The sequence below is a fragment of the Paenibacillus protaetiae genome, assembly GCF_004135365.1.
Taxonomy (GTDB): Bacteria; Bacillota; Bacilli; order Paenibacillales; family Paenibacillaceae; genus Paenibacillus_AP; species Paenibacillus_AP protaetiae.
The window spans coordinates 3,551,578-3,566,734 of record NZ_CP035492.1 but is presented as its reverse complement, the minus strand read 5'-3'; the positions used below and the strand labels follow the sequence as shown (position 1 = coordinate 3,566,734).

Below are 15,157 nucleotides of genomic sequence, written 5' to 3'. Positions count from 1 at the left end.
ATTCTGAAAAATTTTTAATGTTGTCCATCCAACCAGTTAGTAATGCTGGAAAATTTCACATCTTTGGAGAACAGCAGCTTTTTGTTGCCATTCAGAGTGTCATATACATGGAGTGTATATCGGCTCCAAAATTTAGTTTGTGCCAAATCTTTACTGATTGAATTATAGTTATCTCCGACTTTCCATTGAATCGCATTATCAGATTTGCTCTCCAGATTTACCTGCTGCGACCAAAGCACATCACCCGACGGCTCATATTCAAGTTCGAATAATAGCTTGGATTGACTGAACGCATCATAACTATAATCACGAGCTACATTTCCGCCCAGATCAATTTCCAGTGTGCCGGTGTCACCAATATAGACATTAAAGTAATTTAGATCCACATTATAAGGGCCCACCTTCAAGTCCTTATATTGCGTTGTATCTGTTTTTTCTGCAGGTAATCCTAATGTCACTGCGCGAATGTAACCAGCTGGTGTTCCTTCCTTTTTCAGCAGTCCGTTATTATCGAATGCTTCCCCGATCAACAATTGCAGCGTATTGTGATTAACCGTTTGCGGAATATTGGCATAAGCAATTACTTGATCCTTATTCGACGGACTTATCGCATTCGGGGATTTTACAACCGTTGCAGGATATAAATTGCCGTTATCCGCTTTAAAATAAGCCACCCAATAAGGCAAGTAAGCACTACGCGTCTGATTGTTGGTAATATCCAGATATGCTGCAAAAAGATCATCCGTATCGCCGGAATACGTCCGCACATCTGTCGCTTGAACACTCATTTGCGAACCGTTGGACAATTGCTTATAAACACTGCCGTTAGGTACTGAATAAATAGGTGTTACATCATTTTTGGCTATTTCAGCTACTTGCGCGGTTGTTTCACCAGACTTTTCCATTAATTGAAGCTTCAGCTTCTTCCAGTTATAGCTATATGGCAGCTTGCCTACAAAAGTCATCGTAGTAGAAGCCCCTGGAGCTAAACCAACATCACCTGTGTTGGAAATGACTTGGCTGTCTAGACTAATATTCTCATCAATAATTAAAGTGCCCGTCAAGCTCGGAAGCGGCAAATAAACCGACTCCGTGTTTTTAACTAGAACTTTGGCAACCACATTGTCTTCATCATTCCATGGGAAACGCTGGACAGATTGAAGTTCTACATCGTACGTGCCAACTTCGTCCGTAAATGTCGATTTGGTTGTAATACTGTTACTGTTCACTGTAAATGGAATTGCAAACGTTCCGACAGGTAATTCAACCGATGAATCGCCGCTAAGTTTTTGGGTGATGATAAGCTTCCAATTAGAAGCAGGCACGGATGTCGGTACCGAGCCTGTCAAACGAATTGAATTCAAAACGGATGGCTCCAATGTAGTGTTGGCATCCGAAGTATTTTTAACGGCCAGTTTATATAAACCTACCGAAGTTTGAACATAGTAATTATATTCCGGCAGCGGAACGCCAAATTGGCTTGTGTTACGGGCCACATAAGACAGGTTGATATTGTATTTATCTGTTGCTTTATAGACATTAATTTGATCCACACGCAAATTTACATTAGAGCTGTTGATTTTTACTGTTTTAAAGCCGCCGGCTGGAATAGAATTGCTGTATTCTGCCGGAAACGTAAATTCTCCAATTGTTTTCTCATATCCAGACACAGAGAAATCAAATTTAATAAAGTCTAACACCAATTTATCCAGCGTCACACTCGCGGGAACCTCGCTATAAAATACAAGAGTAGCAGAAGAATTAGGGCTTACCGTCTTCAGTTTATCTTTATCCAACAATGTTAACGTATATTTCGTTCCACTTTTTGTTTTCAGCCTCGCCCAATAGTCAATTACATTAATGGAAGTGCTTCCCGCGTTATACATCGTAAACGTAAAGCTGGCTACCGCGCCGTTCGTGCTTGGTACTAGACTTGCATCAGTCAATTGAACATAAGAATTCCCGTTAAGGTACACCTTTTTATTCACTCCACTCGAAGTGGATGCCGCCGAAACAAATGGCGCCACATTAACAAGAAGAGCGAATATCAGGAGCATTGAGACCATAAAAGACAATCGACGTTTTGTTTGCATTTTCCAGTTCACTCCGTATTATTGGATTTACATATTTAGACGTTGCTGTTAAGCATTATGTTTCGGAATTCTTTAATTTTCAAATACGTACACAGGGTATAAGAAAAATAATAGAAATTCCCGAGCCGCTTATATCTGCATTTTAGCCTAAATATATGAACATGGCATGAACAAAAACTTTTCTCGTCAGCATTGAAACAAAAAAAAGACCACCCGCTAGAGGTGGCCTTTTTTTGCTGAGTATTAGTTATATTAACTATTACTTCGCAACTACGATTACAACACCAGCATATTCCGAGGAACCAGCAGTTTCGCCAGTTTTCACAACAACTGTGTCATAGTCAGCAGTTTTCTTCGAAAGTTCTTGTACTTTAGTCAACGTCGATTTCGAGTAGTTACCGTCAGCATCGATCACGTAGTACTGAGTAGCAGAGTTTACAAGGTAAACCACGTCATCAGTAGTTACAGTAGTAGTACCGTTAGTATCAGTGATTTGGTTGTTATTTCTGTCAACAACAACGCCATTCAGAGCCGCGAGGCTAGAAATCACTGGTACAGCTGGGCTTGTAGCTACATCATAAACGCCAGAACCAGCTGGAAGTGTAATTACTTCGTTAACTTCTGCGCCAGTAGTGTCATCAGTAAGCACATCGTAGAGAGCTTCAGTAACTTCGTACGAAGTTACCGTGCCGTTCACAGCCAATTTCACATAGAAATGAGTTGTGTCGCCAACTTTCTTCGTGGAAGTACCTACAAACAGACCTTGAACTTGTGCCAGATCTTCTGCAGCATCTTTGTTTTCAGTGATCAGTACATAGCTTGCAGTACCTTTGTTTTGTTGAACGGATACTACGTCACCCTTCGTCAGATCATCTGCAGTAGCAGCGGACACCGAGGAAACTTTGCCGTCAGTACCGTATTTAACGAAGTAGTAAGCAGTATTGCTGTTCAGGGTGTAAGAACCTTTTTCTTCTGTTTTCAGGCTGGAAGCCGATACGGAAGAAACAGTTTCCGATGTGCTAGCAATATCAAGCACTTTTGGAGTTTTGTTGTTGTTCGGACCGTCGAAGTCAACCAGACCGTCTTCGTCAAAGAAGATCTCAGTCAGTGTTCCTTCAGCCAGATCACCAGCTTTAGCAGCAGTTGTGTAAGCCGTTACTTTCTTTTGATCAGCGAACGAGTAGTAAACTACTTTTTTGTTCGTCGCTTGAGCTTGGCCGTCTACTACGAAGCTGCCAGTTTCAACAGAGTAAACAACGCCGAATGCGCTGCTATCAGCTGCATTAACTGCTTCGAAGTAAGCAACTTCGCCGTTAGCATTCAGGTAGAATGTATACTCGCTGTCAACGTTGCTGTCATCAAGGGAAGCAGCTGCACCAACGTATTTGTAATCTTTGCCATTAACTGTGTAGTAATGAGTATGAGTTGCACCTTTAACAACTTCCTCATGACCATCCAGATCGCCAGTTACGGAATTACGAGTAGCAGTCAGAGTTACAGCTTGATCAGCATCGTCGCCATTAGCAACAACGGAGATAATGTCGTTTTCTTTCAGGTCAGAAGCTTTAGCAGCTTTGCCGTTCAAAGTAACGATTGTGTTTTTGTTTACTTGGTACGAATCGCCGGACTTCGTATTAACGAGCAGGTAGTCGTCATACTCTTCTACATCGTCAACAACGAGGTTAGAAAGAGTGTTAACAGCAAGAACAGCTTGAACTTTCTTGTTGTTCAGAATAACTACAACGTTTTGATCCTTAGCCAGATCGTCGTTAGTGCTGTCAACTTCTGTGTTGTTAACATACAGGTGAAGATCAGCATCTGCATTCAACGTCAGTTTAGTACCAGCGCTGTTAGTTACCAATACAGTGTCAGCGTCCAAGATATCAGCTTGAGCTGCAGTCAATTTACCAGTAACAATGTTCGAGCTGGAAGTAGCATCCGTAATGGAAACCACTTTACCGTTTTTCTTCAGAACAGTTACAGTGTGACCAAGCAGGTCAGTCAGGCTTTCGCCGCCAGTTACGATAAAGTTGTCGTCAACATCAGCAGGACCAGTGCTCAGAACGATTTGATCTTGATCATCAACGGAATCAGTCAACAAAGTAGCATCTTCAGTTGCGCCAAGTTTCGAAATCAATTTTTTGGAACCTTCGGTTCCTGGTTCGATCAATGCGCCGTCTTTGTCGTACGATACGAGCCAAGCGTTCAGAGCGTTGGAAGCCATTTGAGCAACTACGCCGCGGTTAGCCGAAGTGCCAGTTGCAACCGTAAGGTCGCCGAACAGGCCAGCGTCTTGACCAGCGATGATGTAGTTGTATGGCCATTGGCCGCCCAGGTTAGCTTCTTTGTAACCCAAAGCGCGAACCAGGATTGCAGCTACTTCTTCGAATTTAACAGTGTCGCCAGGACGGTACTCACCGTTGTAACCTTGGATAAAGCCTTTAGCAGCAGCTACATTGATGTAGCCAGTGTACCACTCGTTAGCTTTTACGTCTTTGAACGTTGGAGCTACGTTTTGCATCAGCTTAGCGGAAGCTTCGTTGCCAGTTGCAACAACGATGATTTTCGCAAGTTCTGCACGAGTAATGGAATTTTCAGGTTTGAAAGTTCCATCGGTATAACCATTGATAATGCCCAGAGCTGTAAGCTCTTCTACTGCGGATTGAACAGGTGTACCAACAACGTCAGAAGGCGTTGTTGTAGCAGCAAATGCAGGAACCGCCATTGGAATGATCATGGAAGCCGCAATTGCAGCGGAAGCTATTTTTTTCTTCATAACCTTTTTTTCTCCTCCTCTAAATTGCTTCGGTTGTTGAGAGTTTTGTTGCTGTAAATTGTTGCTCGTTTCTCTCATCTGTCGATTCACCCCCCTTCCAGAGCTTGAGCAGTGATTCATATAAATGATGTCTGCACCCATGTTTAACCCTGTAAGAACATGTCGCAGAAACTCGTAAATAAAACTAGAAAATAATAGTAGATAAGCTATGCCACTTTAATATTATACAATGGGCAGTTGTTACCGTAAAGAGAAAGTTGAGAATTCATTCCATCTTTACAGGAAATGCTTAGGTCCAAAAGACTAGCAGCCAGCTTCGACTTCATGTACCTTTATTCGACATCCTCTTCATTCATCACAGACGATGTTCGCGACGTCAGTTACTTAGACGCACAAGTTACAAAAAAGTTGCGAGCTGTTGCAAAAAATATTTTTTTAATTTATCCGAGAAAATCCCCGAGTCCAATTATGTATATGAGCAGGAATTTACGATACTTTTAAAAAAATACAAGCCTCCAGAAAACCTTATACCAGCTTATTACCCCTACCCTGTAATTAGTATAGCTTGCTCCATGTTTATCGTCGACGCGTAACTTTTTCCATCAATTCTGGCGCTTTCTTCCACTTCATAGAAGAAAGCCGGCGTATCCGGCCGGCCTTCTTTTGTAAGGGTAACCTATCAGTTTGCGTATATCTTCGGCAGCTTTTTCATATCAGCCATTACTTTGCCGATAATGATAGCCGCGTCACTGCGGAGCAGCTTCGCAGTCGGTTCAAACACCGAACCGCCTTTAGGATTGCTAGGGTCAATCAGCGATCCTTGGATAAAGCCTTTCTTCTGAATCGCTACGATCGATGGAACAGCGTAATAGTTGGCATTGCCCGCGTCTTTGAACACTTTAGCAAGAGATGCTTTCGCTTTGGTAGCGTCTGTCTCCAGCTTCAGGTTAAGCGCCTTTGCAAGTATAACGGCGGCGTCTTGGCGCGTCAAGTTCGACTTTGGCTCGAAGGTTTCAGGGCGCGTCCCCCTTACAAAACCGGCTCTGGCCGCCGTCTCGATGTATCTGTAGTCATACAGCGCATTTGGATTAATGATGCTGTCGACCGGCACGTCGATAAAGTGCTTCGTGCCTTCATAATTCAGCGGCAGGTCAAGCGCCCGGACTATCATGCGGGCAAATTCGCCACGAGTGACATATTGATCCGCGCCAAAAATGCCTGTAGGGTCGGTTGCATTCATCAAACCTTTGGCATAAATGGCTTCCATCGCTTCACGGGCATACGGATGATCGTTGATATCGTTAAATCCGTAGGTTAACTTGCCTACCACATAATAGCCAAACTTCGTAAACGGCACATCGATTGTATGCTTCTTCTCATCCACAACACCGCCGATGTTTTCCCAAATATTATTATAAGGGTCATAGCGGAATACCGTAACGACGGTTCCTGCGCTTTGCGCAATGCTCGAATCGTACGAAAGCGTCAGTTCGCCCGGCGCAGTAGGGATCAGTTCTCTGCCGTTGTCATAACGCTTGAAGAACTGCTGATCGGAATCGCCTTGCACAACCGGATACGTATACGGGTTGAGCCCGTATGTAATCGGGTCGTACGCTTTGGTGCTGTCATCATCCGCTTGTCCGGCGTCAATCCAGAACAGCGGGCTCGCTTTAATAAAGCGGTCTGTAAAAAATTCATCCAAATAGTATTTGCCAATGCTGTTCTCCGACCAATAATCGGCAGGCTGCGTCCGGTACTCATAACGGTTCAGAACGCCGTCCGTCGGGTTAGCTATGCCAAACAAAATTTCATTGCCGCTGTAAACTTGCGTCTGATTGTTGGCTGTGCTGTTGTAATCCGAGCGAACCAGCTTGGAGTTTTTCGCAAACTTCAAATTAAGCATGCCGTCAAACACTTTATGGGAGCTTGCCATCACTTGCGCGAATTGTGCGCCCGGAATGTTCGCCGGCTCGTAATCGACATTAAACTGATCGGTCATTTTATCCGTAGCGCTCGTAATTACAAGCGATATCGGGCTCACCTTGTTTGGCTTCAAATTCGATACGCGTACTTTGTACGCTTCGATCGGCACCGGCGTAACCGAATCTTGCGAATAGTCGAGATAGGTTACTTTTTGCGCCTCGATGCCATTAATGAGAATCGAATCGGCGCCAGGCGAAGAAATAATAACATCTACAAAGTTCTGGTTCAGCTTGCGTTCTTCCGTTACCGGAGACAAAATCGTGTACGGAATGGCTACCGGATCCACTTCCAGGCGGTTGGTTGCTCTCGGGCCGGCTTCGCCGCTGTTAAATACGGTAAAGTTGTATACCATCGAGCTGCCGTCTTTCGGAAGCTGCTGATTTTTCAAAATAAAGTAGAAGTATTGGCCGTCTACATCGTAGAAGACCTCAATTCCGCTAACGGCAAGTCCTTTATTCACTGTATTATCGCCTGAGATCGGGTTGCCTTTGGAGGTCAGCGTAAACTCGTTGCTTAACGTCCAAGTTATCGTATCGACCAGATCAGGAGACGAAACATTCAGGATGTAATTGTTAATGGAGCCGCCCAAATCTGTAATTCGGCCGCTGACCGTGCTGTAATTGGAGCCCAAATCAATAAAATCAAAGGTGCCGTATACGTTCATGCTGGCTTCTTTGGTTGTAAAAATGGTAGCTTGCCGTTTAAAGTTCGGATCGTTTGCCAGCGGCGCTTTGCGGCTTTCGCTGTACGGATAGATGCCGTCGGTATTTGGAGCCGGAATAAGCGGCAGGTTCGTTGGAACGATCGTTACTTTTACCGTGCTTTCGAAATTGTTTTTGCCTGTGCGGAATACGATCTTAAACGAATTCTCGCCCGTCAGGTTAAGCAAGCCAAACACGGTGCCAAGCACATTGGCGTCCGTTGTATCAATACTGAATTTGCTGTTGTCGGTACCGTCGGGTTTGAGCGGAATTTCAACGTTGTTGACATAGAAAAATACCGTTTGCGGCTTCGCAGGAGCTCCAGTGTTCGTGTACACCAGCTCAGCCGGATTGGCCACGTTCTGGAACTGGCCGGCAAAGTTGCCGAGCTGTCCCATCATATACGTGATGCCGCCTTTATCCGGCGCCATCGTCGTATCAAAGTCAATGCTCATGCCGTCGTACATATCCGTATATTTCACGAACGGTCCGTAAAGCAGCGTAATTTGAGCGCTTTTCACTGCCGTAGAATTTTTTAATTTAAAATAGAGCGTTTGCGTTCCCGTTGTCGGCAGCTTGCTGATTTCCAGGAATACGCGCAGGAACGATTGCTGCACGCCGTTTACGTTGCGGCTGACCACTTGGGTATGGACCGCTTGCTTCGTTGTAACGTTTCCGTTCGCCGAGCCGTCAGCATTCACCATTTGAATCAGGTTCGTATAATCGCCAAGCGACGAGTAGTTGCCGATCAGCACCTCTACGCCCATTGGCAGCGAGTAGATGCTGGCGCCTTCAATGTCCGTGCCTTCCAATGCTTCGAGCTGAAGCGCATTGTCAGCCATGGAGGACGTATAGCCGCTCAAATAGTTAACGTCATAGATGTACGCTTTCGTGTTATCGCGCAAATAGAATGTTTTGCTGTCCGACATTTGCGATTGCGCCTCGTTTACGTTATAGCCCTGAAGCTGGAACTTGTAGGCCGTATCGTAGCTGTAGCCGCTGGAAGCTCCCAAATCGAGCTTGAAATTAACCGTAATAAACTTGGTCGTAGTCGTAATATCCGTAACACTAGGTTCAATGGACGTAATGTTGGCGGCAGTAAACGGTACTGATGTGTTGCCGTACGGGATATATGCAAACTGGGCGGCGATATTGGCCATATCGGTTACATCCGGCTTGAACTTGGTCCCGTCATTCTGGATCGGAATAATAGCTTTGCCGGAAAGGAACAGCGAGCTGCCGTTTGTTGTCGTTGACAGTTCACCGCCGTTATCGACGGACACTCCGTCACTGTCATGCGTCAGCTGCAGGTCAAAGAAGCTTACCGTCCCGTTATAAAAGGCAATCTCGCGTGTCGTCTCTACCACTTGGCTGTTGTTGTACACTTTGATTGTAATGACGTTTTTGCCGGCGTTCACGCTAATCGGCGACGCAGTAAACGAGTAGTCGCTGGAGCTTGCAACCGAATATTCATAGCTGCGTCCGTTAACCGTAACCGCAACCTTGGTTGCATTCGGCGCTTTACCGGTAATCGCGATATCTTCTTTCGTTTTGCCTTGGGACAAAGCAGACTGGATGACCGTCGTTTGGTCTTCCAGAATGTTATACACCGAGCCGCGGATCGTCGCCTGCAAATCGTACAGCATCGGGCTGTTGCGGTATTCGATATAAATCGATTCGGTTACGCTCGAAGTGCCTTGCGTGCCTTTGAACGTAATTTTGTTCAAGCCGGGGAACAGCTCCAAATTCGTCACTGTAATGGCGTTGCTGTTCAGCGTAATGTTATCGTCCTGGTTCTCGATTTTGTTGACGACCTTTTCTGTGGAGCCGTTCAGCGTAATATTATATACACTGTAGCTGACCGAGTTCCCAACCACATTGTTGATCGTACCGTTCAGCGTTACTCTTTGGTTCGTTGTAATTCTCGCATTGCTCGCCGAATATTGTTCATTCGGAAAATTGAAGTAGTTTCCGCCAGATGGAGCAGTCGTGTCCGCTGCAGAAACGGTCTGCAGAGCGCCGATAGAAGGCAATAGCCCTATCAGAAGCGCGAGCGTCAGTAAAAGCGGTAATAGCTTCTTCTTCAAAACGTTGTTCCTCCCATTCACCCGTATTGGTTTTGTATTGTTCATATCGGTTCAAAGCCGGGCTTTTTTTAGATAAAAGAGGAATTTCTCATAATCTTATAAATTCACGGTTTATGCTAGAAAATACAAAAGTCCCGGGCCAATAAGCCCGGGACTTCTATCAAAAACAAATGATATTATTTCGAATGAGTGCGAGACTCCGCGTCTACCTTAATGCGCAGCATACGGCTGAACAAGTTGATAACCGGACGGCGTGTCTTGTCCACAATGCCCGTAATTTCCGCACCGATCTGCAGGCCGAACAAAATGAGGCAAATGACGCCAAACGTCACCCAGTTCGCCGCGCTGGACTGTACGACTGCCGATTGGATAATGGCAAAGCCGCCGAAAATCGCAGCAACGCCCCAAATGATCAGAACCGTGCGGCGATGGCTAAAGCCCAGATCGCGCAGACGGTGGTGCAGATGACCCCTGTCCGGTTCAAAAATCGGGCGGTTGTTCAGCTTGCGCCGTACGATTGCAAAAAACGTATCGGACAGCGGAACCCCGATGACCAGCAGCGGAGTGACAAACGATACGATCGTCACCTGCTTGAATCCGAGCATGGACAGCGTCGCCAGGCTGAAGCCAAGGAACAGCGAGCCAGAGTCGCCCATGAAGATTTTGGCCGGATGAAAGTTAAAGAACATAAATCCGACGATACCGCCTAAGAGCAGCACGCAAAGCAATATTATCGCTTCGTTGCCCATCAGCGATGCCATGATCAGGATGGTCAAAATCGCAATGCCGGAGACGCCGGCCGCCAGCCCATCCAGTCCGTCGATCAGGTTAATGGCGTTTGTAACGCCAACAATCCATATAATCGTCAGCGGAATGCTGACCCAGGATGCAATCGGCTGCATCGCGTCGCCAAACGGAACGTTGACGAGGTCGATTTTGATGCCGAAGCCAAACACAACTACACAGGCAGCAGCGATTTGAACGACCAGCTTCAGCTTCGCTGACAGCTCCAGACGGTCGTCAAATGCGCCTAATATAATAATGAGCGTTCCGCCCGTAAACAAAGCGCGAATCAAGTTCATATCCCGCGGACGAAGCAAGTCGCCCGGCATAAACGGCAGCAGCAGCAAAAATGCAGCTACAAATGCAATATATATCGCGAGTCCGCCCAAACGAGGCATTATGCGCGTATGAACCTTTCGATGATTCGGCTTGTCAATGGCGCCTATTTTAAAAGCAAACTTTTTCACGAGCGGTGTCATAATGAGCGCGATAATAAGGGCTATTACGAATCCTATCGTATAGAGCATTCCAGCAGACATTTCGTGCAACTCCCCTTTTCTTCTTACCGAAATGAATTATACTCCGGCAGAAAAAGAAACTCCAATCCCGTTTTCAAGCGATTTTCACGCAATTCTCGCGATATTCAAGAAGTTGTGCGAGGTTTTGTGACTTTATCTTTGTCGCGAATAACTTTCACGACGAATTTCGGCAGCACAAGCATCCGTTTATACCGCTTCGGCTCTTGCAGCAGCCGGTAAAACCATTCCAGACGCAGCCGCTGGAACAATACCGGCGCGCGCTTCAGCTTGCCGGAAATAATGTCAAAGCTTCCGCCAACGCCCATAATAAGCGGCACCTGCAGTTCTTTTTTATACTTGGATATCCAAGGCTCCTGCGTTTCCGCGCCCCGCGCTACAAACAGCAGGTCCGGCGCAGCATTGCGAATTTCCTGGATCACCTCGGCATCCTCGGACGGGCCAAAAAAGCCGTTCCGCCATCCGACGATGCGGACTTGCGGGTATTGCAGCTGCAGCTTCTCGGCTGCGGCTTCAATCGTTTCCTGCGATGTGCCAAGCAAATACACCTTCCAGCGGCGGCGTTCGCCAACTTGCAGCAGGTTGTGCAGCAGATCAAAGCCGGTAACCCGTTCGGCCACAGGCGTGCCGACATGGCTTGCCGCCCAGACGACGCCGGCTCCATCGGGAACGATCAGCTCCGCCGTAGTCATCATCCGATAGTAATCCGGGCTTTCAACCGCTGCCATCACCATAATCGGGTTGGCGGTTATCACATGAGTGGTCTCTTTATTCTCAATCGCTTGCGTTAAGTAATCGACCGTTTCTTCCATGCTCATCTTGGAGAATGGAATGCCGTAGATCGGCACTGTTGGCACCTGTCTGGACATGGTGGTTATCACCTCAATATAGTTTGACGCAGCAGCTCTGCAATTTGTTTCGCCGGCTGCTGAGATTGCTGCCGCAAACGCTCAATTGCTCCGCTATGCTCCTTGATCCAATCGTCCCGCCCATCCAGCAGCCGTCCGGCTTCCGCGGCAAAAGCTTCCGCCTTCAGCGCTTCCGTTGTGCCAATAGCCGTAAGGCCAAGGCGGGCTAAAAACTGGTCAATCTTCGGATCATAGGATAAGCCAAGCATCGGCACTTGCTGGTTAGCTGCATAAATAAGCGCATGCAGCCGCATCCCAAACAGCAGATCGCAGCGGCTGACTTCCAGCAGCATACGCTGCGGGTCGTCGCCGGGCTGCGCTAGCTCGGCGGCGCTGCCGGCGCCGAGCCGGCCCTTAAGCCGTTCCATGACATACTGCGATGCTTCCGCATCGTCAGGCGTATGGAACGGCAGAAAGCGCAGCCGCACAGGCCGGCTTGCGGCAAGCGCAGCAAGCGCATCGGCGGCGCGGTCAAGATCTGCGCCGTCACTGCGCCAGCGGCGCAAGGAGACGCCAACGACGGGCGCGCTGTCCGCCGCCCGCGCCGGCGCTCCTGCGCCGTGTGCCGCTGCATCCGCAGGCAGCGGCAGGCCCATGACCGGATCGGGTACAACCTCGATTCGGGAAGCAGGGACGCCCATACGCTCCAGCAGCTTGCCGGATTCGGCGTCCCGCACCGAAATATATTTGCTTTTTTTCATGACATTGGCAATCAGCGGATCCATCCACCGGCGGTTCACCGGACCGACGCCTTGGGAATAAATAAAGGTCGGCTTGCGCAGCCACTGGGCGAGCTTCAAAACCCCCGTGTAATACGGAATTGTCTTGGCGCCCGTTGCATCCTGCAGCAAGCTGCCTCCGCCGCTGATCAGCGCATCGCAAGATCGAATCGCGCGAAGCAGCGACTGCGGATGCATACGCGGTACGGCTTCTACGCCGTACATCTGCGCCGTCCACGCCGGATCGGCCGACAGGACGACCGGCTCGAACCGGACGCCCAGCTGCTCCCCCTGCTCCTGAAGCGCAAGCAGAATGGAACGAAGCACCGCTTCATCTCCGCTGTTCCGAAAGCCGTAGTAGCCGGAAATTACGATTCGGCAAGCTTTTTCGCGCCCGCTTTCAGCCATTTGCGCCAAACCCCTTCCAGCACCAGCCATATCGCAATCAGCACGCATCCGATCACAAAGCCGAGGCCTAAGCCAAGCAGTACGCGAATGATCGAAATTTGCAGCGGTGTATGAATATGAGCGAACGTATCCACCATCGACAACTGGCCGATCGAGCCCGCAATGATGAGCACCCATGCCGCGCGGTAACGCAGCGACAAGAACAGGCCAAGCAGCAGCAGCGGATGCGCCAGCAAAAATTCTTTGGTCCGCGGACGGACGCCAAACGTATTCTCAAGCCAGTTGCGGAACACCAGCTCCAGCGAGGACGCCTCGCCGCTGTTGCCCGTTCTGGACAAGTAATAGAGACCCGCTACAGCGATAATGACAGCTGCCACTACCCACCATACTTTAATCGGCAGCACCAGCAGCCCGCGCAGTCGGCGAATCGGGGAATCCCCGGTATAAAGCACCACATAAAGCGCAACAAGCGCAATCGGCGCCAGATGGAGCAAGCTGACACCCCGGAACTGCTCCAGCACGAGGCTGTACGTAATGTTGTTCAGCAGCCCGAATACAAGCGGAATGCCCAGCAGGGAAATCAAAGCCGTCATAATAAACAGCCTTACCGCCATGCCAAACCGGCGGCCCGTGCCCATGCCTTCAAACAGCCACTTCAGGCCGGCTGCTGCCGAACCTTCTGCGCCATTGCTTCGCATCGTCCACGTTCCTGCGCTGATTGAGCGCAGCTTGCCTTCCGTGTGCGCGTAAACCCGGTTGGTCGCCCAAATGAGCGCAAGCGTCGGCGCCGATATCCCTGCTCCAAGCGCCAGCGCCTGTTCATCGAGCGAGGAGTTCAGCACATACAAGCCGGCTGCGCCGATCAGGCCGATTATAAATACCGGAATAGCCACACCCGGGATAAACGCGGAAATAAGCAGCGTAATGATGGCAATCGCTCCAAGAGCCACTACCCCTCTAAGCGGTTTCGCCCAAGACGGGTGGTCGACTTTAAATGCCTGAGCCTCGCCAGGCTTGAAACCAGCCTCTTCGAGGCGGTGAACGGCGCCGTCCGGACCTTTCAATGAAAGATACAAATTCGCCAGCGAGTTCACAACGCCAGCCTTATCCTGGCTGGACTGTGCTGTAGCATTAATAAAGAACATCCGGATGTTGCGGTCTTTGGCCGCCAGCAGAAAACGGTCGACAATCTTTTCAGGCGACAATGCCATGCCGTCGTTATCCGGCAGCGAATACAAACGGGTTACGTTGTAATCCGTCAAGTAAGCCAGCTTGTTCAAGCCGGCTTGCGGCTTCTTCAGGTTCTCGATCGCGACGATCCCCATGCCGTATTTGTTCAGCAGCTCGCCGAACGAATCAAGGCTGTGCAGCTCCGCTTGGTCGCTGAACCCTTTCACCTTGTCGCCGTCGAACAAAATGCGCGTCACGCCGTATTGCTGCAGCTGGGCAAGCTGCTTGTCCACGGCTTGGCTGTCAAACGGCTGGGCGCGGTCCGAGAAACGGGCCAAAATATGAAAACCAGCCTGCTTCAGCTCCGCCAGCGTCATCGGGTCAAAGCTGATCGGTTTGAGCATCGCGTCATTAAGCGGCGTTTCAATTACGAATCCGCTCCGGCCTTCAAAGGAGTAATCCCGTACCGGGATGTCCAGGCGGGTAAATGCGTCGCGGACGATCGGTCCGATTTGAGCTTGCTCCTCTGCGCCTTTAAACAGCACGTACGTATAGTTCTGCCCTTGCGGCGGAAGCTGGCCCCGCAAAGACGCTTCATCTTTGGAGCTGTAGTACGTAAGCCGCCCTGCCAGCGACAGCTCCTTCAGCGAGCTTTCGTACAGAGACATCGTTGTGATGCCGGCCTGCTTCAGCTTGTCCAGCTGTTCGCTTACGAACTCGCGCGGATTCGCCTGATAGTCTGCAACTTCAAGCAAATCCCGATAATCAAATACATATTCCACCTGCTTGGAGCTTTTCTCCATGTGCATGCGGAGGCCGCCCAGCGGCAGTGCCGCGGCGACGCCCAGCAGTGTAATAATCCAAAGCCAAAGTTTGGCTTTCCGGTTCCAATGCTGCCAATTGCGAAGCACAAAAATCCTCCTTATTCCATAAGCCGCTTATCATTGCCTACGATCCATTTTATCAATTCAACCTAAAAATCACATTAATTCT

Annotated in this window: 7 protein-coding genes; all 7 read right to left on the bottom strand. The window is 48.8% G+C overall.

Features of this window, described 5'->3' with window-relative positions:
- Positions 1–14: 14 nt before the first annotated feature.
- Complete coding sequence (locus tag ET464_RS16455; RefSeq protein WP_165280036.1) at positions 15–2,093, bottom strand: hypothetical protein; 2,079 nt, start codon at positions 2,091–2,093, stop codon at positions 15–17.
- Between the two features lie 259 nt (positions 2,094–2,352).
- Positions 2,353–4,947, bottom strand: coding sequence for an S-layer homology domain-containing protein (locus ET464_RS16450; RefSeq protein ID WP_165280035.1), 2,595 nt, complete (start codon positions 4,945–4,947; stop codon positions 2,353–2,355).
- Positions 4,948–5,548: 601 nt separating this feature from the next.
- Positions 5,549–9,640, bottom strand: coding sequence for an S-layer homology domain-containing protein (locus ET464_RS16445; RefSeq protein WP_165280034.1), 4,092 nt, complete (start codon positions 9,638–9,640; stop codon positions 5,549–5,551).
- 176 nt (positions 9,641–9,816) lie between these two features.
- A complete protein-coding gene (locus tag ET464_RS16440; protein ID WP_129442824.1) occupies positions 9,817–10,962 on the bottom strand; it encodes a glycosyltransferase family 4 protein in 1,146 nt (381 codons plus the stop codon).
- A gap of 104 nt (positions 10,963–11,066) precedes the next feature.
- Positions 11,067–11,828: a WecB/TagA/CpsF family glycosyltransferase gene (locus ET464_RS16435; protein ID WP_129442821.1), complete on the bottom strand. Its 762-nt coding sequence runs from the start codon at positions 11,826–11,828 to the stop codon at positions 11,067–11,069.
- Positions 11,829–11,836: 8 nt separating this feature from the next.
- Positions 11,837–12,994, bottom strand: coding sequence for a polysaccharide pyruvyl transferase CsaB (gene csaB, locus ET464_RS16430; RefSeq protein ID WP_129442818.1), 1,158 nt, complete (start codon positions 12,992–12,994; stop codon positions 11,837–11,839).
- On the bottom strand, positions 12,955–15,075 hold the full coding sequence (locus tag ET464_RS16425) for a DUF5693 family protein (RefSeq protein ID WP_129442815.1): 2,121 nt from the start codon (positions 15,073–15,075) through the stop codon (positions 12,955–12,957). The genes csaB and ET464_RS16425 overlap by 40 nt, the downstream gene beginning before the upstream one ends.
- Between the last annotated feature and the right edge of the window lie 82 nt (positions 15,076–15,157).